This is a genomic window from Streptomyces sp. NPDC005574, assembly GCF_040605435.1.
Classification (GTDB): domain Bacteria; phylum Actinomycetota; class Actinomycetes; order Streptomycetales; family Streptomycetaceae; genus Streptomyces.
Genome location: NZ_JBEXCW010000113.1, coordinates 1 through 22744, shown reverse-complemented (window position 1 = coordinate 22744; position 22744 = coordinate 1). Strand labels below are relative to the sequence as shown.

Genomic DNA, 22744 nt, shown 5'->3' with positions numbered 1-22744 from the left:
GAGACCTCAACGGGAGTCCTCCCGGACGGGGCAGTCGGCTATGAAGCAGAAACCCCCACGGCGCGAGCCGTAGGAATCCCCCTCGTTCACGAGGGAGAGGAAGTCAACGAGTCGGCTCTGAATCGGTGAGGCCGGCCATCCAGGGCTCTGGGGGGAAGAGCGCGGCCAGAGCGGCCCAGCTGTCGGCGTCGCGGTCCGTGCGGCGCTGACAGCGCGGACAGGCCTGCACCCCGATCACCGGGTCGCGGCTCATGTCCCCGTGCACCCCGTCGTAGGTCACCACGGTTCCGGCGAAGGCGTCGGGTCCCATGGCAACCAACGCCTGGGTCAGGCCACGGGCCATCATGAGGTCCGAAGGGAGCCATGCGGCCGCGGTGTTCGAGGGGTCGCGGGTGACGCTCTCGCACCGGGCCCGGGTGTCGCCGGCCTCCCAGTCGTGCTGGAGCCGCCGACGCAGGAAGCAGTGGTAGCAGGCGGAACTCCCCGGTGTGACGACGGGCCCCAGCCGGACCCCGCGGGAGGTCAGGACCAGGGGCGCCCAGGTGAGCGACCATTCGAAGGTGAACGTGTCGACGTCTTGGAAGAAGGAGACGTCCTCACGGGCGCTGGCCACGACGTGGCACTGCGCCTGGGGCCACGTGGCGGGGTCCGCGGGTACGGCGTCGGTTGCTATGGCGCCCGAGATGGTCCCGTCGGTGGCCACCTGCGACGCTACAGCCTGGCCCCACTCATCCAGGGCTACCAGGTGAAGGGGTGGCACATCCACGATGCGGACCTCCGGGGCTGAGCGCTGGCGCGCTCGCTGACAGGGAACGTGGAAATCGGTCAGCACGCGAAGGGTCGCGGCAGTGGGTTGGTGTCCGTACCGACGCGCTCGGGATAACCCAGCCGTTCAGGAGTATCCGGGGGTGGCCGAGATAGCGACCGTCCTGATGGAAGGAGAGGGGGGAGGAGTTGGGGGACGAAGACGCGGACCGTGTGGAAACAGACATCGCGTGCCTCTTCGGTGGTGACGTCCACCGCCACCGCTTCCACGCCCCGGCGGCGGAGTTGTTCGACAGCCAGGTCTGGATCGCGGGCGGCGTCGCCGCGCGCGAGCACCGGCAGCTCGGACAGGTGCGTGCGCCGCGTGCTGGACAGGAGGAGGTCGAGGGCGTCCGCGCGCTTGGGCCGGCCCATCCAGTGAGCACCGTCCAGCGCATCCCGGAAGTCGTCGACCTCGGCGGGCACCTCTCATGGTCGACGTGGAGCGCGATCCGGTAGGTGATCACCTCTCGCAGGACCTTGGCGAGCACCTGTTGCGGGTCGGCCTCGGTGGCACACGCCACGATCGTGGCCGCACGGGAACTGTATGGTGCGCGGCCCACCAGGTAGATCGTGGAGATACCGAGATCGGAAGCAGCGTCGAACAGGACGAGATCGGCAAGAACGGTCCGGCGGTAGCGCTCCAGCACCGACTGGGCCGCCTCACCGAGCTCGGACGTGCGGCTGATGTCCATCTGCGGTAGCGGCAGACGGCGCAGCCACACGGTGCTGATCATGTCGCGTTCGACGCATTCGCACAGTGCGTGCATCACTGCGGTGCGCAGATCCCCGTAGACGGCGAAGCCCGTGCTGATCTGATGCCAGATATGCTCCGCGGGGCGTTGTGGTGCGCAGCCCATCCATGTCACCACGGCTGGCACATACACCGGAGGTCGCCGGGTCAGCGACCAGCCGCGCACCCATCGGATCGGGGCGGTGGGCTCCAGTGGCAGCAGGGGTTGGCCGGGGCGAGCGTACTCCTCGGCCGACAACCGCGGCAGCGGCGACAGGTCGAGGGCCTTGCCACCGAGTTCCCGTGCGCTGGCCCGGATCACCGCACCGGGGTCCTGCGCCATGGTGGCGCAGTGGCGTTTCAGGACTTCCGCCAGGGCCAACAGGCGCGTCCGTTCGGGAGTGTGTGCGGTTCCCGCCGCGGTGAAGTCCTCCGACTCGCCGACCTTAAAACCGCGGGAGCGTTCCACTGCTCCGGACCTGTCGAGGGGGTTTTCTTGGAGTAGGCCTAGCACCTGGCCGGCTAGTGATCCGTATGCCGGCATCGTGGGCTCCCCCGGGGAGTACGTCGGCTCCGGCACCTCGGCGACCACACCGTAGGGGGAGATCAGACTGCCGAGGTTCTCCACCACTCTCCTTCCCTCAATGATTCCCTTAGGCGAATCCATACGCCCGGGTTCGACTACCGCCGGATGGTGACTGTCCTGCAATTCCCGGCGGGCACACGACGAAAGCCAAGGCACCTCGCCGCCTTGTCGGATCGCCCGAATGCGTCCAGTATGCGGACTGCCCTCCGCCTTGCGATGCACCGCAACTGACACCGCGCGCTGATAGACCGGGAATTGCGGGACAGCCTTATCTGCGAAAGCCGCAAAAGCTGACGGTTATTGGGCATTTCGAGACCGCGGCATTGCCGCGCCTGCAGTCTGCTGCAGAATAGTTTCCTGATATGGTCCGGCAGCCAGTGTCGCGCACAACACATCAGCATCTGGCAGTAGAAAAGCATTTGCTTTACCGGCTGTCAACTCCCCTGCAGCTGCGGGCACTTCACGCCGATGTCGGAAAACGTCACGTGGTTTCATCGCGGTGCGTCAATGAATAACGACGTAACCGCGCAGGCAGGGGCTTTCGATCGGCAGGGTTGGTAGCTCCGAGATCTCCGTGTCTTTCTATGTTTCCTGTCGAGTCCGAATCTGATTTGGAGATGGTCAGGATGCCGGCGGTGGTTGAGGTTGTGCGGAGCCTTCGGTGCGCCTTCCCGACCGGATCATAGGTGGCGGTCGGCGTGTCGTCCGCGTGGTTCGGCGACCGGTCCAGGCCCTCGACGGGCAGCGGAAGCGTCCGCCCTGGGTCGCGGGCGACCCGCACGGCAACAGATTCGCCGAAGCCGCACAGCCTCGGTTGCCGCGATGTTCGGGCTGCTCAGTGGCTTCGACTACGGCGCCTGCCGGTCCGGGAAGCCAACACACGCCGGAGCGGGAACGGCCGCCACCGATGTGGAAAACCGGCGATGTCCGAGACCGCGCTCGGTGCGCACCACGGTCTCAACTCGACCCGTCCGTCCAGGGCCGCTGTGTATAGACAGGCAATGTCCAGCCGAGCTTCTGGCCACTCTCCGCAACGATGAGGCGGGACCCTGCGCTGATCACGGCGGGACTACGTCGAAGCATGTTTGGGTAGCTTCGGATCTCTACAACTCGCTGGAAGGTCAGGGCTATCTCTTGCGCCGCGCCGCACTGCTCCTGAACTCCCATTCATGCCGGTATCGAAATTGTAGCCCCTCGAGTCGACCTCACGGGAGCCGAAATATTTGCCAGGTCTTATTTGGCGCGGCGACTCCGAAGACCTTTTACGTGCAGCCTCTATCATATCCTTCTCTCCCCGGGTGAGAGTGTTTAAGAGTTTCTGATTTTTGATCCAATCATTCAGAAGGGCGTGAGAGCCCCCTAGGTTTAGCGAGTAAAGCCACATGCTTCTCCCCTGGCATCCTTCTCTCCATTCGGTCGCCCATTCGAGCAGGTGATCTATCTTTTGCTTGGCGGTGAACTTCGACGGCATGGCAACCCCTTTCGTCGCACGTCAGGCAGAACTCGCATCTCGTGAACATATCCACATAGGCAGGGATTTGCGTTTCGTGTTTTCCGTGCCGTCCAACTCCTAATACGGTCATGTCAACGGCGAGAGAGCCAACCACCGCGACGGCTCCGCCCCGAGGGGACGCCCGGGCGGAAACGATCGAACTGTGCATTCCCAACCTCGCGGCCGCCCGCCCCGGCTCGCTTTCCCCGACCAGGTCCTGGCAGCCGTCCTTCACCTCCGGGTCGCCCTGGTCGCGGAACCCCTCGCCGTGCTCTTCGGCAGCAGCCGCACCGCCATGCACCGCATCCTGCTGAAGATCAGGAGACTGCTCGATGCACACGCCAAAAGCGTCCCGTCGGCGACCACCCCACCCGCTGCCCTCGCGACCCTCCACGCCCGGGTCATCGCCCTGAGCATCGACCCCAACAGCAAGATCAAGACCATGTTGATGATCTGCCAGCCCTCAGGGCGCGCAGAAGAACAACACGTCGGTTCCGCTTGTGGAGCGCACCGCTGTGGTATCGGTCGCTGGAGTTGCAGTGGGAACTCCTCGATGCGGGCGGCATCCTGCATCATGTGGCCACCGCCTACGGTGGCCAGGCCCAGAGTGCGCGCACTAGCCTCGAAGTCCGCACCGACGGCGAGGCTGAGCTGTACCCGCACCTTATGTGGCTGCGCCAGGCCGTCGGCAACCTGGTATCCAACGCCGTACGCCACACGCCTCTGGGTGGCAGTGTCACCGCCGCGGTCCCGCAGGACCGGGAACACGATCCTGATCCAGGTCAGTGACACCGGTTCCGGCATCGGCCCGGAGGACCTGCCCCATGTCCTCGACCGGTTCTGGCGCGCTGAGAAGTCCCGCAACCGCCACACCGGCGGCAGCGGCCTCGGACTCTCCATCGCCCGTCAGCTCACCGAAGCTCACGGTGGCATCCTCAGCGTCGCCAGTGCTCCCGGAACCGAGACGGTCTTCACCCTTCGGCTGCCCCTATGAGCAGGTCGGTGCAGACAACGTCAGTAATGGCGAAGTGGCCCTGCTGGAGCTGATCGCAGAAGTGCTCGTGCTCTGCGAGACGCCCTGTGGGCGGTGGATATCGCCCCGCTTCATCGGCCTCCTGCTCAGTCGCGAGCAGTCGATGGTCTACATCGCCGAACTGGCTGTGCACCAGGCGTCGGCCGCCAACCGCGGTCAGGGCAAGACAGACAAGAAGGACGCGTTCGTCATCGCCGATCAGGTACGCATGCGTCAGGATGTCGGCCTCCTGCAGCCTCGCGACGAGACAGCGGTCGACCTGCGGACCTTGACCGTACGCCGCCTCGACATGGTCAACGGCCGAACCCGTCAGACCAACCGGCTACAGGCTCGACTTCTGGAGACTTTGCGGCGGTGGAGCGCATTTTGAACTTGAGCAAGAAGGATCCAGTCATGCTGTTGACTGCGTACGGAGCGGCACGTCCTGAGCGCGATCGTCGAACACGCCGCCGCCCACGGCTACGACGAACACGCTCGCCGCACCGCCGCGGCCCTGGACGTCTACTTCAACCGGCTCGGATTCTGGCACGACCTCCTGAAGATCAATGGCGTGGCACTGGAAGCGGCACGGAAGCTCGGCGATCCCATCGGCCAGGCGTACTCCCCGTGCGGTCTGGGCGTGGCCCACTCGCAGCTCAACCACGCGGAGCCGGCGTCGGAGTACCTCGAACGTGCGCTGGACCTTTTCCGTGACGCTGGCAACCCGTTCGGCCAGGCCCGGTTCCATCATAGCCTCGCCCACGTGGCCAACCTGACGGACCGGGGCACTGCCGCCCTCGATCACGACATACAGGCCCTCGCGCCATTCAGGGCCGAGGGCAACCGCAACGGCGAAGCCGGTGTGCTCAACCAGGTCGCCTGGACAGTCATCCTGATCGGCGACCACGCGAAGGCCCTCGACTGCTGTCGGGAGAGTCTGGTCCTCCACGACGAGATGGGCGACCCCTACGGAGCGGCCCCGACACAGGACACGATCGGCTACGCCTATCACCACCTCGGCCGGTACGCGGATGCCATCGAGCATTTCAAGCGGTCGGCGCGCCTGTTCGCCGTGATCGGCGCTCGCTATCTCGAAGCTCGACGTCCTGCGTCACCTCGGCGACGCCTGCCGTGCCACCGGTGACAGGGACGCGGCCCGCGAGGCGCTGCGGTCGGCTCTCGCGATGCTGGAGGAGATCGGCCAGTCGGACGCCAAGGACGTGGGCTAGGTCCTGCGTGAACTGGACTGCGACGAGCCGGAGGCGCCGACAGGCCGTTGACGCCCTCATGGACCCTGGCCCATCGATCAGCAAGCCACGTCCGGCTCCGTCTCCTCCCACGCATCCTCCACCACAACTCCGTGTTCCCGCAGGGCGAGACCCAAACTGCGCAACGCGTAGTACACGCGGGATTTCACCGTGCCCTGCGGAATCCCCAGCTTGTTCGCGGCCTGCTGGGTTGTGCAGTCCGCGAAGAACGTCGCCCAGAGCACCTCACGGTGCGCGGGCGTGAGCATCTGCAGGGCCTTGTGCAGCACCATGGACGACAGCATCCGTTCTATGTCGTCCACCTCGGAGTGCACGTCGCCCAGCCAAACGGTGCCGCTGATCTCCAACGGGCGCGCCATCCGGGTGCGGTGCGCGTCGATGACGAGGTTGCGGGCGACCCGGAACATCCAGGGGCGTATGGCCATTCCCTCGGCGTCGGTCAGATTTCCGTTGTTCCAGCAGCGCAAGAGCGTCTCCTGGAGGACGTCCTCCGCGCGGTGCGTGTCCCAGTCCAGCATGCGCAGCACGTATGAGTAGAGGGCCGGTCCGTGTTCGAGATACAGGCTGCGCAGCGCCCGTTCCTCGGGCGAGACCGCGCTCGCCGATCCGATGGCGGTCACGTTCATGGAAGTGCTCCTGCTCCTTGGGTTGACCGCCCTGGCCGATTGCGGGCTGGGGGCGGGGCCGTGGGGAACGGAGTGTTCCGACGGACGATCCACGTCTGTTTGACGCCTGGTGTACGAGGTGATTGACAGGCTGGTCAGCGCAAGTGCGCCGATGTGAGCGTGGTCGCGCACGAGGGTTTAGACGTACGCCCTCTCCAGCGCCGTCACGTACCTGTGGACCTCTTCAGCGAGTTCGGTCTGGCCGGGCGGCAGCGGACCACGTCGGCTCAACATGTTCCACATGTGCAGCAGTTCGTGTCCATGGGTTACGGCGGCTCGGGAGTCATCGAGCTGCTGCCAGGCAGCCGCCGCCCGCGCTACGTCCATCGGTGCCTCCTCATCCCCGGCGCCACACCGGATCCGGGCCACGGCCAGCGCCAGTACGACGGCCTCGCGGTGGTCGCCGCGAAGATACGCGAGGTATGCCTCAACGGCCCGCGCCTCCACCGCGTGCGGATGTTCGGCGCCCACCGAACCTGTCAGGCGCTCGCGCAGCACGGTCGCCTTGGCGAACGCCTCGTCGAGCCGGCCGGCGATCCCCAACGAGACGATGCGGCCGATTTGTTCGGAGAGCCCGGCCGGAGGCAGGCCGACGCCGGGGACGGGGTCCTGCACGCTGGTACGGGTGGTGGCTGTGGCGCGGGCGCGGGAAACCGCGGTGGCGATGGGGGAGCGGGCGGACGCGGTGACGGTGGGCGGGGGCGCGACGTCGCCGGACGGCTCGGGTTCGGGCTGGGATGCCGACCGCATTCCGGGCCCCAGTGCTTCCCCGGATTCGTACGCGAGGACGTGGCTGGAGCCGTCCGGCAGTACCCGGAGAACGAAGTGCGCCGTACCGGGGCCGTCGCCGACCGTGGCGTCCACAGCCGCGCCGGACTCCTCGGCGTACCGGTGCAACTGGTCCAGCACGGCCTCGTGCACGGACTCACCGGGGGCGGGGACGAGCGGGTCGCCGTTGATCTCGGCGAGGCCTTCGTGGGAGACGTACACCTTGAAGCGGTCCGGGTCCATGACTGTCTTCCTTGTACGGCGGGTCTGGTGGGCTGGGGGGTGTCAGTTCGTGTGTGTCGACATCGAGGTGGGCGTGACGCCGGGGGTGGCACCCGAGGGCGGGGTGGCGATGCCCTGGTACTTGGCGAACTGGATGCGGACGGTGAGGATGTAGCTCAGGACGTCGTTCGACCGCGGGACGCCCTTGGCCGCCTTCACGGCGTCCATCCCGATGGCGTAGCCGGCCAGGGCGAGGTCCAGGACGCTGTTGGTGGTGTTGCCGTCCTTGTCGGAGGTCTTCACGACCGTGCCGTTGTCGAGCAACGTCTGTCCCTGGCTCGCCAGATCGCACATGTAGCGCCCCAGGGCCATGATCGAGTCCTTGTTGTCCGTCGCCTGCGTCTTGCCGTTGTTGTCGTCGTCCTTGCCGTACTTGCTGAAGACGTCCGGCGTCAGCTGTGAGATGCCCGTCTCGCCCTGCGGGCCGACCAGGGTCGAGTTGAAGCCGGACGCCTTCTCCAGCTGGGAGGCGATGACGATCGGGCCGATCGCGCCGCACTGCTCACCGGCCTTCTGGATGGGGACCACCAAGTCCGAGGGGACGGTGGCGGTGTCCAACTCGCCCTTCCCGTCGCCGTGGAGGACGGTCATCATCTGGTTCGCGATGTCGTTGTCGCTGCTGTAGTCGTCGGCGCTCCCGCCTCCTCCGAAGAGCAGGATCAGCGCGATGAGCGGGGCGAGCAGGATCCCGAGCCCGCAGATGACGATGATCAGCGTCACGGCGGCGACCACGGCGAGCGGGATCATCACGCAGCCGCCCACGCTGGCGCCTGCCACGCCGTACATGACGGCCTTCGAGCCTGCGCCGTCTTCGCTCTCTCCGGCACCCATCCGCGTCTTACGCCTTCTTCCGCTCGTCTTGAACCGCTGTGGCCACATGGTCCGTTGTGCTGTCCGACGGACCCGGTAGATCGCAACGGGCACCGCGGCGAAAAAGTTCAAAACAGTGGAAACCGGATGAGTCAGAGCAGCGGAAGCACGAGCCAAGAGGGGGGCGGTGGGAAAGACATCATGGGCACTCCTTCGGCACCACAACCGATCCCGCAGTCATGGGTACGGGGACCCAAGTCCGCACCGTCCACGCAGTCGGCACGCCCGGCGACGGACGACGGCACGGCCGCCCCCGTCCAACGTCCCGCACCTGCCGGACACCAGGCCCCCGCCGGGCAGACGGCGTACTCCCCGCCCCAGGGCTTTGGTGGCGGGCTGCCGTCCGCACCCGTGCGGCAGGGGGGACAGGTACCGCAGGCGCGGAGCGTCGTACAGCCCGCCCCGCGTCCAATCGCTCCGGCCGCTCCCCGGCCCGTGGTACCCGCCGTCCGGCAGACCACCGCCCCCCGGACCGGGGCGCTCGCCCCGCGGCAGGCCGCTCCCCGGTCCAACGCCCCTGGGTACAAAGCCGCTTCGGCCCGCCCGGCGGAGCCGGGCTGGGGTCAGCCGAAGCGACCCAGGACGGCGGCGCGCGGCAGGTCGCGCGAGGACGTCGGGTGGGTTATGGCACACGGCGGCTCCGGCGCGACCTCGCTGGTCGAGGCCCTCGGCGGCGTGGACGTGGGCGCCCGCTGGCCGGAGCCTGCTCGGGGCGAGCCGTACCGGATCGTCCTGGTCGGCCGGACCAGCGCGAGCGGACTGCGGTCCGTGTCCCAGGCACTCGGCGCGCTCAAGGACGGCGAGGCCCCGCAGGGGCTCGAACTGCTGGCCGTGGTGCTCGTGGCCGACGCCCCCGGGCGGTTGCCGCTCAGTCTGCTGCGCCGCATCCGCGTCCTGCGCTCCGTCGCCCGCGTGCACCGTGTGCCGTGGATCCCGGCCTGGCGCACGGGCAGCCAGATGAAGGACATCCCCAGGCAACTCGTCACGCTCTCCCGACTGGTGGGCAGCGACACCTACGGAGACGGAGCCGTGTCGTGAGTCAACTCTTGTCCGCTACGCGGTATTTGGCCGACGACTGGGATCCAGGCAACGACGGTCACCTGATCATCAACACCCTCTCCTGGTGCGCCTCGGCCTGTGGCGTCGCCGGACTGATCATCGTAGGCATGCAGATGGCGCTCCAGCTGCGCCGCGGCGACCCGGGCGAGGGCGGTGAGCACTTCCGCGGTGTCTTCTTCGTCGTCCTCGCCTGCGTGATCGCCACCACGGCCCGTCCACTCGTCGAGTTCCTCGGCGACCTGACCCTTCAAGGTCCCTGAGGACAACAGGTCTTCCAGTACTGCCAGTTCACCGCCTCGCTCATCACTCGGGCCGGGCGCCGATTCCTCGGAGAATCCTCATGTCCGCAATGCTCTACGAAGCCTCCCACTACCTCGCCGCCGCCCCGCAGCCGACCGGCAGCGGCGGTCCCACCGTCCCGCAGCCGACCAGCGACGCCCCTGAGGCACTGACCACCAAGGTGAACCTCGTCCTCGGCATTCTTGCCTGGGCCGGCACCGCGGCCGGTGTCTGCGGCGTGCTGGTCACCGGCGCGATGATGGCCATCTCCGTCAAGCGGGGTGAGAGCTCGGAGCACATGAGCCGCCTTGGCATGGTGCTTGGCGGCTGTGTCCTGGTGGCCACGGCCGGCCCGCTCGTCCAGTTCGTCTTCAACTAGAAAGCGCGGGACGGTGGGCATCTTCAAGCGAGAACAGCGGTCCGAGGAGTCCGGGCCATACTGGAAGCAGCGCAGTTGGCAGGCATCGGCGGCATTCCTCGCGCTGGTCGTCGTCCTGGGTGCGATCGCCACGCTGACGTCCGGCTCGGGCTCCAGCGCCCGTGCCGAGGCGTCGGTGTCCCAAGGCCCGCTGTCCAACACCGTAGCCAAGAAGGACGGCCGCCCCGGCGGTTGCCGCACCGACGACAGCGCGGGCGACGCGATACCGAAGTCCGTGCCCAAGGACATCACGTGGCACACGCTTGGCATCGGGCGGGTGCCGGTCTCCGTCTCGGCGGGGCCGACGAAGTTCCAAGGCGCCGTGTGGTGGTGCTTCGCGCACACTCCCATGGGCTCGGTGCTGGCCGCCACCGTGATACCCACCCAGATGAGCGGATCCGAATGGCGGACCGTCACCGACCAGCAGGTGGTCGCCGGGCAGGGGCGCAAACTGTTCGTGTTCCAGCGCACCGCCGTGCCTGACACGGACAGTTCCGACAGCGCTCCGGTCACGTCGTCCTACGCCGGGTTCCAGGTGACCTCGTACACCGGCGAGACGGCGACCGTCAGACAGTTGATCAAAAACGAGGAAGGCTACGCCAGCACCAGCGTTTCGGTGCGTTGGAGCGGCGGCGACTGGAAGATCGAGCCCGACGGAAGCGGGGGCCTGTACTCGCAGTTGGCCCCCGAGCAGAGCGTCGTCGGCTACACCCTCTGGGGGGGCTGACGTGGCGTCCTGCAGCAACGGGAATCCGCTCGCGAACGCGATCACCGGGCTCCTCCACCTTGCCACCGACCCGGTCGGTGGCGTCATCAATCTGATCGCGAAGTCGATCCTCGCCGCCGCGATCGCGGTGTTCGCGGGGCTGGCCGACAGCGTCCCGACCCTGCAGGACACGACCACCTCGCACGACATCAGCAACAAGACATCGTGGATCGTGGTCTATCTGGCCGTCGGTTCACTGCTGTTCGCGGCCGGCAAGATGGCGCTGGAGCGCAAGGGCACCGCGGGCATCACCGCCCTGAAAGGCATCCTGCGCGTCGTTCTCGTCTCGGGCGCCGCCACCACCATCTGCCTGGCCGCCGCCACGGTCGCGGACGACTACTCCAAGCACCTGTTCAACAACTCCGTGCGGAACGCCCTGGACAACATCGGCGCCTGCGGGGACAACAGCCACATCCAGCCCTTCCTGCTGCTGATCCTCGCCTTCCTGCTGCTGCTCGCGGGCATCCTGCACACGATCCTGATGTACATCCGGCTCGGCATCATGATGATCTTGCTCGGTACCCTACCGATGGCCGCCGCGGCCTCGATGACGGACTGGGGCGCCGGCTGGTGGCGCAAGCACATCGGCTGGATGATCGCCTGGCTGCTCTACAAGCCCGCGGTCGCTCTCGTGCTGAATGCCGGCATGACGATGATCACCCAGGGCAAGACCCACGCAAACGCCAACGTCAACACCCGTATCGCCGGCATCGGTGTCATGCTGCTCTCCGCCATCGCGCTCCCCGCGCTGCTGAAGCTCGTCGTACCCGCCGCCGCTGCCATGGGCACCGGCAACCCGATGGCTTCGATGGGCCAGGCGGGCAACCAGCTGGCGAGCGGAGCCGTGCAGGTCGGTGCCATGAGCGGCGGATTCGGCGGAGGCGGCGGCGGACAGAAGGGCCCGAGCGGAGCGAACGGCACCGGTAGTGCCGGCGGCGGCGGTGCGGACGGGACGCCCGGGGGCGGCGGTGCGGACGGGGCGTCCGGCTCGGGCGGCCCGAGCGGTCCGAGCGGTGGGACCACGGGCGGCGGCGATGCCGCCAAGGCCGCGGGCGGTGCGGGCAGGCAAGCCGCAGCGGCGATGGGCGGACCCGCCGGCATCGCTCTCCTCGCCGCCGGGGCCGCAGCCCAAGTCGCCAGTTCGACTGTCTCCGGTGCCGTCGAGGGCGCCGACGGAGAACTCGGCAACAACAAGTGAGCCCGGGGGAGCCCACGACACCCAGGCCGTACGCCCGTACTTCCTCCCGGCGTCGCCTCCCCTGACGAACGGCCGCCGGACGCCCTTCCCCCAGGGCGCCCGGCGGTCTCCCACCGCCGGACCTCGGATCACGCCGTAGCCGCATCACCTCACGAAAGGAAACGGGTCGCATGTCCACGGAAGCCGTCACCCATCCGACCTACGGGAACTGGCGCAGGCCGAGGCGCGCGGGGCTCGGACCGCTCGGACTCGTAGGCACCTTCGTGATCTTTGGAGGCCTCGTCGCCACCCTGCTGGCGTCGCTGATCTCGCTGTACGCGGCGATCATCGTGTTCGTACCAGTGGCCCTCTTCCTCATCCCACTCACCATCCGCACTCAGGACGGCCGCAACGTCTACCAGCTCTTCGCCCTGCGCGTCAGCTGGTGGCGCAGGAAGGCCGCGGGCGCCCACCTCTACGTCTCCGGCCCGTTGTCGGCGCGGCCCGGCGGCCGGTTCCGCCCGCCAGGGCTGCTCAACAAGGTCACCGCGAGCGAGGGCCGCGACGCCTACGACCGGCCCTTCGGGATCCTGCACCACCCACAGCGCGACCTGTACACGATCGTCCTGGGCTGCGACCCCGACGGTGGTTCGCTCATCGATCCCGACCAGGTCGACGTCTGGGTCGCGCTATGGGGCGAGTGGCTGGCCCGGCTGTCCCACGAACCCGGTTTGAAGGGCGCCACCGTGATCGTGGAGACCGCCCCCGACCCCGGGACCCGGCTCGCCCACGAGGTGCTGCCCCGCATCCACCCCGACGCGCCGGCCGCCGCCCGCGCCGTAATGGAGGAGGTCGTCGACTGCTACCCGAGCGCCTCCTCCGAGATGCACACCTACGTCACCCTCACCTACGGCAACCCGGCGGGCCAGAAGCGCAGGAAAGAGGACGTGATGACCGAACTGGCCATCCGTATCCCCGGCCTGCTCAGCGGACTCGTCGCGGCCGGCGGCGGTGCCGCCTACCCGCTTTCGGCCGAGCGGATCGCCGAGGTCGTCCGGGTCGCCTACGACCCCGCCGTCGCCGCCGACGTCCTCAACGCCCGTGCCCTGGACGGCGGAACGGGCCTGGAGTGGGACGACGCCGGTCCGGCTGCCACCGTAGAGACGGTGAACGCCTACCAGCACGACTCGGGGGTCTCCCGGACCTGGATGCTGGCGCTGGCACCCCGCGGCACCGTCCGTTCCTCGGTGCTGCGCGGCATGCTGGAGGCCGCCCCCGGCACCCGGCGCAAGCGGGTCGCCCTGGTCTACCGGGCCATCGACCCCGCCACCTCGGCCCGTATCGTCGAGGCGGACCGGCGCAGCGCCCAGTTCATGGCCACCTCCGGCAAGGGCATGGTCCAGGCGCGCGCGGCTTCCGAAGTGCGGGCGGCCGAACAGACCGCCGCCGAGGAGGCATCCGGCGCCGGGCTCGTGGAGTTCTCCCTGATGCTGACGGTCACCGTCGACAACCTGGAGGACCTTGCCGACGCCAGCGTGACCGTACGCAACCTGACCGCGGCGTCCCGGGTGCTGATGCGCCCCGCCGACCGGATGCAGGCAGCCGCGTTCAGCTGCACCCTGCCCGCCGGAATCCTTCCGTGGGAGCAGACCCTCGTCCCGCACGAACTCCAGGAGGCGCTGTGAGTCGCCGAAGCGAAGAGAAACTGGCCGAGCGAGCAGACCTGATGGCCGAGGAGGAAGCGCTTCGGGACCTGGCCGCAGGCGGGTCGGGGCTGGTCGGACTGGACGGGTACGGCGCCGGGGCCGCCGTCAGGAGGTCCGCGAAGGCCAAGGCCAGGTCCGACGCCAGGCGCGGCGGCGAGAAGGGCCCGGCCAAGCCCCGGGAGCTGTACATCCCGGCCCGCGGCTGGCAGGGCGCCGGCGGTGGCCGTGTCGGTTACATGGACCCGCCCACCATGTGGCGTGCCACCACTGTGCAGGCCTGCGGTATGTGGCCGTTCGCCGCCGGTTCGGGCTCGCCCATGATTGGAGTGCCCCTGGGACAGCACCTGTTCACCGGCGCCACGGTCTGCGGCGACCCGCTGAACTGGTTCACCCGGGCCCGCTACATCTCCAACCCCTCCCTGTTCATGCTCGGCATGCCGGGCTTGGGCAAGTCGACCCTCATCAACCGAATGCTGATCGGGCTCGCCGCGACCGGTGTCGTCCCGCTGGTCCTCGGCGACCTCAAGCCCGACTACGCCGACACCGTCCGTGCCCTCGGCGGCCAAGTCATCTCCATCGGCCGCGGCCGGGGCGGCATCAACGTCCTGGACCCGGGCGCCATGGGGGAGGCCGCCGCGAAGATCGGTGGCGACGCGGGCGAGGTCCTGAAGGCGGAGGCCCACGGCCGGGTGCTGAACATGGTCGCCGCCCTGATCACCATCGTGCGCGGCCGGCCCATGGACGACCACGAGCAGTCCGTGCTCTCCGCCGTCCTGCACCACCTGCGCGAACGCACCCCGCCCGGCCACACCGTGCTGCTGCCCGACGTGCTGCGGGTCCTCACCGAGGGCCCCGACCGGGTGCGTGCGGTCACCCTCGACCGGGGTTCCGACACCCGCTACCGGGACGCCGTCGACCCGCTGCACCGCTCCCTGCTCGGCATCCTCGACGGTCCGCTCGGCGACACCTTCGCCTCCGAGACGTCCACCCGGATCGATGCGAACGCGCCCGCCGTGTGCATCGACATCTCCGGCATCGGCGAGGCCGACACCCAGCTCACCGCCGCCGCGATGCTCGCCGCCTGGTCCGACGGCCTCGGCACGGTCGCCGCCTCGCACGCCCTCGCGGACGCCGGACTCGCGCCCCGGCGCTGGTTCTTCACCGTCCTCGACGAGCTGTGGCGTCCGCTGCGCGCCGCCTCCGGCATCGTCGACCGCATCGACGCCCTCACCCGCCTCAACCGCTCTCTCGGCCTCGGCGATGCCAAGATCACACACACCCTCAAGGACGCCGAGGCGCTCGGCACCGACGCCGACCGAGCCAAGGCGCGCGGTTTCGTCGAGCGCGCCGGCATGGTCATCTGCGCAGGACTGCCCAAGACCGAGATGGAGGACCTCGGCAAGGTCGTTGGACTCTCCCGTCGCGAGATCGACCTCGTGTCGTCCTGGTCCTCGCCGCCCGGCTGGGGCGTGCGGGGCGAGGACGAGGAGCCTCCGGGCCGTGGGCGTTTCCTCATCAAGGTCGGTGGTCGCCCCGGCATCCCGATCAAGGTCGCCATCACCGACGCCGAGCGCGACCTGCACAACACCAACACTCGCTGGACGACCAACGAGGCGGCCATCGAGCAGGCCGCCGCCCGCACCGCCCGGGAAGTCGCACGGCTCTCGCAGGAAGGGCCGCTGCCACTGGCCTCCCCGGCCACCCCTGCCCTTCCCGGCGACCCGGGCTTCCCGGCCGTGGAGGCGTCGGCCGGGGGGTGGACGGCGTGAGCGGCCCCCGCAGTACAGACCTCGGCGACCAGATGCAGTGGGCCATCGCCGCGATGGCAGCCTTCGGCATGCTCGCGTTCACCATCTTCTGGGCCGGCGGCACCTTCGGCGCCGGCCTCTCCGGCTACGGCTGGGACGCACCGCCGTTCGCCATGTCCACCGTCTCCGCCCTGGTCTCCGACGGGCCGACCGCGCTGTGGCCGGGTGCCCCGGCCGCCGTGCTCTACGCGGGCATGTTCGGCATGTCGGCGCTCATCGCCGTGCCCGCCGCCCTCGCCGTCAACTTCTTCATGGCCCGCGGCAAGACACCCAAGGGTCTCGCCGGAAAGCGTGAACTCGCCGCCATGTGCCCCCAGGGCATCGAGGCCCGCGCCCGCGAACTGCGCCCCACCCTCAAGGGTCGCGAGGAGGTCCACCCCGACGAGACCGGCAACCTCCTCGGCGACCTCGACCCCAAGGGACCCGAACTGCGCAGCAGTTACGAAGACGTGGAACTCGACTTGATGGCGCCCCGGGCCGGCAAGTCCACCGGCATCGCCGTGCCCCGCGTGCTGCGCGCCCAGGGCGCGGTGCTACTGACCTCCAACAAGTCCGACGTGTACGCCGTCACCCGTGCCCAGCGCGAAAAGGCGGGCACGGTATGGACGTTCGACCCGCAGGGCATTGCCCATACGCGACGCGCCATGTGGTGGAACATCCTGGGCGAGTGCCACACCATCGAGGGCGCCCGCCGGATGGCAGGTCACTTCGTGGCCTCCGTCAACGACGACACCGCGAAGAAGGACTTCTGGATCTCGGCCGCCCAGAACACCCTGACCGCGCTGTTCCTGGCCGCTGCTCGCGGCCGGGCCCCGCTGACCGAGCTACTGGCCTGGCTCGCCGACCCCGCCGACCGCACCCCCATCGACCTGCTCCGCGAGGTCGGACTCGTCGCAATGGCCGAGCAGTTGCAGGGCACAGTGCGTGGCGCGGTGGAGACCCGGGACGGCATCTACGAGACCGCCCGGCAGACCGCGTCCTGCCTCCTCGACCCCGAGATCCTCGCCTGGGTCACACCCGACCCGCGACTCCCGGAGTTCCGCCCGAACGAGCATGTCCTGGGTACCGATACCCTCTACCTGCTGTCCAAGGACGGTGGTGGTTCGGCGGCCGGCGTCATCGCGGGACTCGCCGACGCGACGATGCGGGCGGGTGTCGTGGCCGCCGAGCGGATGGGCGGCCGGCTCGACCCGCCGCTGACCGCGGTCCTCGACGAGGCGGCCAACGTGTGCCGGATCTCCGATCTCCCCGACCTGTACTCCCATTTCGGCTCACGCGGCATCAACGTCGTCACGTTGCTGCAGAGTTACCGCCAGGGCGCCCGCGTGTGGGGCGAGGTCGGGATGGACGCGCTATGGAGCGCGGCGACCATCAAACTCCTCGGCGCGGGCCTGGACGACGCCGACTTCGTGCAGAAGATCTCCACCCTCGTCGGACAGCACGACGTGAAGACCCCAAGCATCTCCCGCAGCAAGGACGGCACTTCACGCTCGTACTCCTACCGCCAAGAGGCCGTCCTGCCGCCCGACAGGATCCGCGCCCTTCCCAAGGGCACCGCCCTGCTCCTGGCCACCGGCATCAAGCCGGCCCTGATCCGGCTGCGCCCCTGGTACAAGGAGCCCGGCGCCGTCGAGATCTCGGAGGCCGCGAAGGCGGAGACGGCGGCCATCACGGAGCGCGCAGCGGCTCGTCTGCTGCCGGGCCCCGGCCTGACCCTTGAAAAGGAGAACGCCGTGGAGATGGACAGTTACCGGGACGCCGCCCGAGCGTGACGGTCCGCAGCACCAGCTCGGCCGCCGCCTACCGCGCCCACCCCATAAGCCATACGAACACAACGAGTTGGGCGCGGAGCAGCACCCAACACCTGCCGAGGGCGACGACGGTGCCGACCCGGTCGTAGAGGCCGAAGCCGTAACCGGTGAAGACGAGCGCGAGGACCAGAGACTGTGAGAGGTACTGACTGATGGGCCATGCGCCCGGAGGCGGCCAGCACACGCGCCGCCGCGGGCGCACGGCGGCCCTCGAGTCAGCCCGCGCAGGCCGTACAGGATCAGTCCCAGGGCGGCGTACGTCATCAGGATGTCGCCGCTGTAGGGCAGTACCGCGTGCAGGAACCCCTAGGCACATCGACGTTTTGGCCCCGCCGGGGACCGACCGCCTCACACCCGTTCACCGCGTCAGCCGGGTTCCGAACACGAACGCCACGGTCGAGGCAAGAAACCCCCCGAACGCCGGCGACAGCAGATACCGCGGGGCCCAAAGCCGGGCCGCCGTGGGCCGGTCGCGCGGGTAGCACACGGGCACCGTCCCGCCAACCTGCGGCAGTCCCCGCAGCCGCCCGTACGCGCCCGTGTCGACGACGACGAGCCGTCCCAGGTGGTCGGTAAACATCACGAGCCCCGTCCGCCGTCGGTCACCCGCAATGCGCGGGATCACGGTGCCCTCCGCGAGCACGCCCCGCACCCCCAACCGCGTCACTGCCACCAACTGCTGTACGGCGAGGACGAGAAACCCGACACCCAGCCCCGTGCACAGGACGAGCAGCAGCAACTTGGCGTCCATACGGTCCCTTTCACCGGCCGTCGTACCTCTTCGCGTACAACGTCGGCCGCGCGCCACCGGTTCACAACCTCACCCCACCACGGGTGCACGCCGCCACATCTTCACTGAACCGCCGTACGGTGGCGCCCGTTGTGCGTACGCATCCTCACCGATGCGCACGAAGGGAGCTTCGGCCCAGATGAGACGGCCCCTGCGCACACACGGCTACCGGGCGGCGGCAGCCGCCGCCCTGGCCTGCGCCCTGACGGCGGCGAGCCAACAGGGCGCTCAGGCTGACCCCCGGACCCTCACCGAGGTACAGAACAAGCTAAAGAACCTGTACCACCAGGCGGAGGTGGCGACGGACAAGTACAACGCGGCTGACGGCAAGGTGAAGGCACAGAAGAAGCGTGTCAATTCCCTCAACTCCCAAGTCCACACAGCCGAGGCGAAACTGACCCGCCTCACCTCCCTTGCCGGAGCGACGGCCAGAGCCCAGTACCGCAGCGGCAGCGTGCCCGTCGAGCTACAGTTCGCGTTGTCCAGCGACCCCGCTCGGGCCCTGGACAACGCAGGGTTGGCGCTCCAGGCCCAGCAGAACACGCAGAACCTGCTGACCGACCTGAAGACAACGAAGTCAGCCCTGCGCACCCACACAGACGAGGCGGCGGCGGAACTGAAGCGGCTTCGGGCGAGCCGCCACGCAATGGCGACACAGCGCAGGACGATCGAGCAACACATCGCCGAGGCGAAGGCGCTGGAGTCCTCGCTGGCGGCGAAGGAGAAGGCCCGCCTCGCCGACCTGGAGAAGAAGGAGTCCGACCGGGCCCAGACGAAGTGGAAGAGCACGGGCATTCTCAAGAAGGTCGGCACCGATGCGACGACCGCCGGCGAGAAAGCCATCGCCTTCGCCGTCAAGCAGATCGGCAAACCCTACGTCTGGGGCGCCGAGGGGCCCAACTCCTATGATTGTTCCGGTCTCACGAGCCAGGCCTGGCAGGCGGCGGGCGTCACGATCCCCCGCACGTCGGAAACGCAGTGGGCCCGGCTGAAGCACGTCCCGATCGAGGACATGCGACCCGGAGACCTAATCATCTACTTCTCCGACGCGAGCCATGTGGCGATCTACGTCGGGGGCGGGAACATCATCTCGGCGCCGCGGCCCGGTCGGAACGTGTACGAGTCGCCGGCGGCCTCGATGCGGATCCTGGGGGTGGTCCGGCCGGACGCGTGAACCTCCGCCGCGCCCCGTCGTTACCTGCGCCTCGGGGACGCGGCACATTGCCCGAAGCCAAGCCACCGAGCTATAGACAGGAGTGCCATGTCAACCACGCAGACGGAGCGGCCCGAAGTTTCCGGAGCCGGCGGGGGCACACCCGCGAGGGAGGGCTCCGACACAGAGAAGGACGGCGCGGCCCCCCAGAATAAGCCCCCGTCACCACCGCAGTTCATCCTCTACCTGGAGGGGCACGCCTACGCGAACTCACTGCGTCAGCTGGCCCTGTGGACGCACCACGTGCTGCTCCCGGTCTACGGCAGGGAAGTCACGTCAACGGCCCCCTGGTGCGGCCGCTGGTGGGAACATCCCGAAGCGGTCGCGCAACTCCACGCCCTGTGGCTGGCCTGGGGCGAACTGACCGGCCCCGGCTCCGCGGTGGTCGGCCCCGCCACCTGGCACCGCGACTTTCTGACAACCGTCATGGCCGCCCTACGGGACCCCCAGGGCCCCTTCGCGGGATGCAAGCCGGGAATGCACCGCCCGAAGGAAAGGCCTGGGGTAGACGCCATGGACCCCTTCGGGCCGCCCCCGCCGCCCACGGCCTCTCCCTGACCAGGGCGCAGGGCTAAGGGCTCGGACTCCCGGGCAGTGAGCTTCTTCGAGCGGGCCACCGATCGGGTGACGGTCCGTGAAGCGCAACGAGCGACGCCCCCGGGCAGCTGATTGAGATGTCTGACGTCTCAACCACGCTTCTCAGGGGCCTCGTTGGTCATCTATCCTGCGCACTCGACCTGGCACATGCGCTCGTGGAGTGAGTCTCAATGATGGTGTCAAGCCGATTGGGCGGCCGGTGGGGTGGGGGTGAAGTGCCTCTTGTCGCGGAGCATGGCCCATAAGACGTCGACTCGGCGGCGTGCGAGCGCGAGCAGTGCCTGGGTGTGGATCAGTCCTTCGGCGCGTTTCTTGAGGTAGTAGTCCCGGGAGGGTCCGGGGCGCATCATGGCGGTCTGAGCGGCCATGTAGAGGACGTGTCGTAGGCGGCGGTGGTAGCGCTTGGGCCGGTGGTGGTTGCCGGTCCGGCGGCCGGAGTCGCGCGAGACCGGGGCCAGTCCGGCGTGGGCGGCCAGGCGGCCAGCGTCTGCGTAGCTGGACAGGTCCGACGATGGCGAGGAACTCGGCCCCGAGGATGGGGCCCATACCCGGTAGGGATTCGATGATTTCGGCACGCTCGTCGAGGTGGAAGGATTCTCGGATCTCGCGGTCGGTGTCTTTGATCCACTCGTCGAGTGCGAGGAGCTGATGAGCGAGGTCGCACACGAGTTTGGCGGCGCGCTTTTCGCCCGGCAGCGCGGTCACCTGGGACTGGGCTGCCTCGACCGCGCGGGCGGCGACCTCGGCTGCACTGCGCACCGAACGTCGTGCCAGCCAGTCCGCGAGCTGGTTGGCGCCGGTCTGCCGCAGGGCGGCCGGAGTCTGGTACTCGGTCAGCAGGACGACCGGTCCCTTGGCTGCTGAGTAGTCGAAGGTCCGCTCCAGAGCAGGGCAGATGCCCACCAGGGCATCGCGCAGGCGGTTGATCAGTCGTACCCGGTCGGCGATCAGGTCGGCCCGGTGGGCGGTGAGCAGTTGGAGATTGGCCACTGTCTCGTCCGGGAGGCTCAGGGGTGTGAAGTCCCGGCGCATACGCGCGGTGTCGGCGATGACCAGGGCGTCCTTCGCGTCGGTCTTCCCCTCGCCGCGGTAGGCCCCGGACATGCGGTTGACCGTGCGTCCCGGCACATACACCACGCTCTGGCCGTGGGCGATCAACAGTGCAAGCAGCAGCGTCGAGGCACGGCCGCAGATGTCCACCGCCCACCGCACCTCGTTGGCCATCTCGCACGCCGCCACCATCAGGGCCAGGATCTCGTCCTCACCGTTGATGACCTTCCTCGAGAACACCTTCTCTCCGCGGGCGTTGACTCCGACCGCCCAGTGATGGGCCTTGCCGGCGTCGATGCCGACCCAGACCTGCTCGTGACGTTCTGTCATCGTCGTCGCTCCACTCCCAAGACACCAGCACTCTTTGGGTCCGGGGAACGCTCCGCCGCCAAGCCCTTAACCAGCGATGACCGCAGTTCTCAATCAGCAGCCGGAGCGTCCCGAAGGACCGGGCGGCCACTCACTCGACGCCATCAGCGGCAGGTCACCATCAGCCACACCCAGTCCTCCCGGACCACCAGCATTCTTAAGGCGTCACCATGCTCATCGTCACCCGCGAGGGTGACCGCCGCTGCAAGCTCCGTCCGTCCCAGCGCGCGATAGTGGCACTGGTGTACCTGCGCGAGCACACCACCCTGGCGAAGGTCGCTGCCGGGTTCGGGATCAGCGAGTCCACCGCCCACGCCTACACCAGCGCGGTCATCGACCTCCTCGCCGACCGTGCACCGGGCCTGCTGAAGGTCCTACGCGAGCAGGATCCGGACTTCGTCCTCCTGGACGGCACGCTCGCCGAGTGCGACCGGGTCGGCGACGGACGGGCCGACTACTCCCACAAACACCGCCGGCGCGGGGTGAACATGCAGGTAGTCACCGATCCCGAAGGCCGGCTGCTGTGGCTCTCGCCCGCGCTGCCGGGCCGCTCCCACGACCTGACCGCCGCCCGCACCCACCGGATCATCCGCATCTGCGAGCGCCAGGGCCTCCCCATCCTGGCCGATCTCGCCTACCAGGGCGGTGGCCCCTGGCTGACCACGGGCATCAAACGCAGGCCCCTGCGGGAACTCACTCTTATCGAGCGGACCGAGAACCGGCCCTGTCCGTGGCCCGGGCACAACGAGGCATGGCACGGCTGAAGTCCTGGCAGATCTTCCGCAGATCCCGCATCAGCCCCAACCGCATGAGCGCCATCACCAAGGCCGTCCTCGCCCTGGAGAAGCAAGTCTGAAAACGCTCACTGAACCTCTTTCATCCTGGGGTCTGAGGAGTGAAACAGGCTGGTCAGGTGGGGTGACGTGGCGAAGCCCCTCGTCGTTGGTGTGGTGATCTCACTCAACACGCCGACGGCCGGGGGGCTTCGTTGGTTCCATATCCTTCCACGCTCGACGTCCCGCACGAGCTGGTCGAGCATGTCTCCTGGCTCATCTACACCCGAAGGCGTGAACTTCGCTCGCCGTGGCGGAAGTTGAGCTGCTTCAAGCAAGCCCTGCTGGCGTTGGCTCACCTGCGGAAGAACGAGACGTTCGCACAGGTCGGGGCCGGGTTCGGGGTGTCGGAGGCGACGGCATGGCGCTACGTCGACGAGACGCTCGA

20 protein-coding genes and 5 pseudogenes are annotated in these 22744 nt (G+C 68.5%); 16 read left to right on the top strand and 9 right to left on the bottom strand.

What is annotated here, in order from left to right; all coding sequences use genetic code 11:
- Positions 1–103: 103 nt before the first annotated feature.
- The 3 genes and pseudogenes from ABZT03_RS37815 to ABZT03_RS37805 form a co-directional block, all read right to left on the bottom strand.
- On the bottom strand, positions 104–703 hold the full coding sequence (locus tag ABZT03_RS37815) for a TOMM precursor leader peptide-binding protein (RefSeq protein ID WP_356047849.1): 600 nt from the start codon (positions 701–703) through the stop codon (positions 104–106).
- Between the two features lie 122 nt (positions 704–825).
- Positions 826–1179, bottom strand: coding sequence for a YcaO-like family protein (locus tag ABZT03_RS37810; RefSeq protein WP_356047857.1), 354 nt, complete (start codon positions 1177–1179; stop codon positions 826–828).
- 110 nt (positions 1180–1289) lie between these two features.
- Positions 1290–2081: pseudogene (locus ABZT03_RS37805) on the bottom strand (YcaO-like family protein); the annotation flags it as partial.
- Between the two features lie 1712 nt (positions 2082–3793).
- On the opposite strand from ABZT03_RS37805, the pseudogene ABZT03_RS37800 reads away from it, so the two are divergent.
- The 4 genes and pseudogenes from ABZT03_RS37800 to ABZT03_RS37785 form a co-directional block, all read left to right on the top strand.
- Positions 3794–4057: pseudogene (locus tag ABZT03_RS37800) on the top strand (ISAzo13 family transposase); the annotation flags it as partial.
- Positions 4058–4342: 285 nt separating this feature from the next.
- On the top strand, positions 4343–4609 hold the full coding sequence (locus ABZT03_RS37795; protein WP_356047855.1) for an ATP-binding protein: 267 nt from the start codon (positions 4343–4345) through the stop codon (positions 4607–4609).
- 34 nt (positions 4610–4643) lie between these two features.
- Complete coding sequence (locus ABZT03_RS37790) at positions 4644–5018, top strand: transposase (protein WP_356047847.1); 375 nt, start codon at positions 4644–4646, stop codon at positions 5016–5018.
- A gap of 180 nt (positions 5019–5198) precedes the next feature.
- Positions 5199–5771 carry a tetratricopeptide repeat protein gene (locus ABZT03_RS37785; protein WP_356047845.1) on the top strand — a complete coding sequence of 191 codons (573 nt, stop codon included), beginning with the start codon at positions 5199–5201 and terminating at the stop codon, positions 5769–5771.
- Between the two features lie 162 nt (positions 5772–5933).
- Here the strand turns inward: ABZT03_RS37785 and ABZT03_RS37780 are convergent, their stop codons facing one another.
- The 3 genes from ABZT03_RS37780 to ABZT03_RS37770 all read right to left on the bottom strand — a co-directional run bounded on the left by ABZT03_RS37780 (position 5934) and on the right by ABZT03_RS37770 (position 8396).
- Positions 5934–6521, bottom strand: a complete 588-nt coding sequence (locus ABZT03_RS37780; RefSeq protein WP_356047843.1) for a sigma-70 family RNA polymerase sigma factor — start codon at positions 6519–6521, stop codon at positions 5934–5936.
- Positions 6522–6698: 177 nt separating this feature from the next.
- A complete protein-coding gene (locus ABZT03_RS37775; protein WP_356047842.1) occupies positions 6699–7571 on the bottom strand; it encodes a hypothetical protein in 873 nt (290 codons plus the stop codon).
- A 42-nt stretch (positions 7572–7613) separates the two neighbouring features.
- Positions 7614–8396 (bottom strand): lytic transglycosylase domain-containing protein, encoded by a 783-nt coding sequence (locus ABZT03_RS37770; RefSeq protein WP_356047853.1) that lies wholly within the window; start codon positions 8394–8396, stop codon positions 7614–7616.
- A 708-nt stretch (positions 8397–9104) separates the two neighbouring features.
- Here ABZT03_RS37770 and ABZT03_RS37765 point away from each other — a divergent pair.
- The 8 genes from ABZT03_RS37765 to ABZT03_RS37730 all read left to right on the top strand — a co-directional run bounded on the left by ABZT03_RS37765 (position 9105) and on the right by ABZT03_RS37730 (position 17465).
- A complete protein-coding gene (locus ABZT03_RS37765; RefSeq protein WP_356047841.1) occupies positions 9105–9518 on the top strand; it encodes a hypothetical protein in 414 nt (137 codons plus the stop codon).
- Positions 9515–9799 carry a hypothetical protein gene (locus ABZT03_RS37760; RefSeq protein WP_356047839.1) on the top strand — a complete coding sequence of 95 codons (285 nt, stop codon included), beginning with the start codon at positions 9515–9517 and terminating at the stop codon, positions 9797–9799. The genes ABZT03_RS37765 and ABZT03_RS37760 overlap by 4 nt, the downstream gene beginning before the upstream one ends.
- Before the next feature lie 80 nt (positions 9800–9879).
- Positions 9880–10197 carry a hypothetical protein gene (locus ABZT03_RS37755; RefSeq protein WP_356047838.1) on the top strand — a complete coding sequence of 106 codons (318 nt, stop codon included), beginning with the start codon at positions 9880–9882 and terminating at the stop codon, positions 10195–10197.
- Between the two features lie 13 nt (positions 10198–10210).
- A complete protein-coding gene (locus ABZT03_RS37750) occupies positions 10211–10963 on the top strand; it encodes a hypothetical protein (protein WP_356047835.1) in 753 nt (250 codons plus the stop codon).
- A gap of 1 nt (position 10964) precedes the next feature.
- The gene (locus tag ABZT03_RS37745) at positions 10965–12200 is read left to right on the top strand and encodes a hypothetical protein (protein ID WP_356047833.1); all 1236 of its coding nucleotides are present in this window, start codon (positions 10965–10967) and stop codon (positions 12198–12200) included.
- 170 nt (positions 12201–12370) lie between these two features.
- Complete coding sequence (locus ABZT03_RS37740) at positions 12371–13864, top strand: SCO6880 family protein (RefSeq protein WP_356047831.1); 1494 nt, start codon at positions 12371–12373, stop codon at positions 13862–13864.
- On the top strand, positions 13861–15654 hold the full coding sequence (locus ABZT03_RS37735) for an ATP/GTP-binding protein (protein ID WP_356047829.1): 1794 nt from the start codon (positions 13861–13863) through the stop codon (positions 15652–15654). Before ABZT03_RS37740 ends, ABZT03_RS37735 begins: the two co-directional genes overlap by 4 nt.
- Before the next feature lie 32 nt (positions 15655–15686).
- Positions 15687–17465, top strand: coding sequence for a TraM recognition domain-containing protein (locus ABZT03_RS37730; protein ID WP_356047851.1), 1779 nt, complete (start codon positions 15687–15689; stop codon positions 17463–17465).
- 28 nt (positions 17466–17493) lie between these two features.
- On the opposite strand, the gene ABZT03_RS37725 is transcribed toward ABZT03_RS37730, so the two are convergent.
- Entirely contained in the window at positions 17494–17820 is a 327-nt protein-coding gene (locus ABZT03_RS37725) for a DUF418 domain-containing protein (protein WP_356047827.1), read from the bottom strand.
- Positions 17821–17862: 42 nt separating this feature from the next.
- A complete protein-coding gene (locus tag ABZT03_RS37720) occupies positions 17863–18255 on the bottom strand; it encodes a hypothetical protein (protein ID WP_356047825.1) in 393 nt (130 codons plus the stop codon).
- 178 nt (positions 18256–18433) lie between these two features.
- Here ABZT03_RS37720 and ABZT03_RS37715 point away from each other — a divergent pair, with 178 nt between their 5' ends.
- Positions 18434–19468 (top strand): NlpC/P60 family protein, encoded by a 1035-nt coding sequence (locus tag ABZT03_RS37715; RefSeq protein WP_356047823.1) that lies wholly within the window; start codon positions 18434–18436, stop codon positions 19466–19468.
- A gap of 87 nt (positions 19469–19555) precedes the next feature.
- Positions 19556–20065 carry a DUF4913 domain-containing protein gene (locus tag ABZT03_RS37710; RefSeq protein ID WP_356047822.1) on the top strand — a complete coding sequence of 170 codons (510 nt, stop codon included), beginning with the start codon at positions 19556–19558 and terminating at the stop codon, positions 20063–20065.
- 218 nt (positions 20066–20283) lie between these two features.
- On the opposite strand, the pseudogene ABZT03_RS37705 reads toward ABZT03_RS37710, so the two are convergent.
- Positions 20284–21484, bottom strand: a pseudogene (locus ABZT03_RS37705) (IS110 family transposase).
- Positions 21485–21693: 209 nt separating this feature from the next.
- On the opposite strand from ABZT03_RS37705, the pseudogene ABZT03_RS37700 reads away from it, so the two are divergent.
- Together ABZT03_RS37700 and ABZT03_RS37695 are read left to right on the top strand one after the other, a co-directional pair.
- Positions 21694–22379: pseudogene (locus ABZT03_RS37700) on the top strand (transposase family protein).
- A gap of 91 nt (positions 22380–22470) precedes the next feature.
- Positions 22471–22744 (top strand): annotated as a pseudogene (locus ABZT03_RS37695) (transposase family protein); the annotation flags it as partial.

Bases quoted from the DNA above. Each gene is read 5' to 3' on its own strand.
- ABZT03_RS37780 (WP_356047843.1), bottom strand. From the start codon at position 6,521: ATGAACGTGACCGCCATCGGATCGGCGAGCGCGGTCTCGCCCGAGGAA.
- ABZT03_RS37770 (WP_356047853.1), bottom strand. From the start codon at position 8,396: ATGTACGGCGTGGCAGGCGCCAGCGTGGGCGGCTGCGTGATGATCCCG.
- ABZT03_RS37765 (WP_356047841.1), top strand. From the start codon at position 9,105: ATGGCACACGGCGGCTCCGGCGCGACCTCGCTGGTCGAGGCCCTCGGC.
- ABZT03_RS37775 (WP_356047842.1), bottom strand. From the start codon at position 7,571: ATGGACCCGGACCGCTTCAAGGTGTACGTCTCCCACGAAGGCCTCGCC.
- ABZT03_RS37715 (WP_356047823.1), top strand. From the start codon at position 18,434: ATGAGACGGCCCCTGCGCACACACGGCTACCGGGCGGCGGCAGCCGCC.
- ABZT03_RS37710 (WP_356047822.1), top strand. From the start codon at position 19,556: ATGTCAACCACGCAGACGGAGCGGCCCGAAGTTTCCGGAGCCGGCGGG.
- ABZT03_RS37740 (WP_356047831.1), top strand. From the start codon at position 12,371: ATGTCCACGGAAGCCGTCACCCATCCGACCTACGGGAACTGGCGCAGG.
- ABZT03_RS37755 (WP_356047838.1), top strand. From the start codon at position 9,880: ATGTCCGCAATGCTCTACGAAGCCTCCCACTACCTCGCCGCCGCCCCG.
- ABZT03_RS37810 (WP_356047857.1), bottom strand. From the start codon at position 1,179: ATGGGCCGGCCCAAGCGCGCGGACGCCCTCGACCTCCTCCTGTCCAGC.
- ABZT03_RS37720 (WP_356047825.1), bottom strand. From the start codon at position 18,255: ATGGACGCCAAGTTGCTGCTGCTCGTCCTGTGCACGGGGCTGGGTGTC.
- ABZT03_RS37725 (WP_356047827.1), bottom strand. From the start codon at position 17,820: ATGTGCCTAGGGGTTCCTGCACGCGGTACTGCCCTACAGCGGCGACAT.
- ABZT03_RS37730 (WP_356047851.1), top strand. From the start codon at position 15,687: ATGCAGTGGGCCATCGCCGCGATGGCAGCCTTCGGCATGCTCGCGTTC.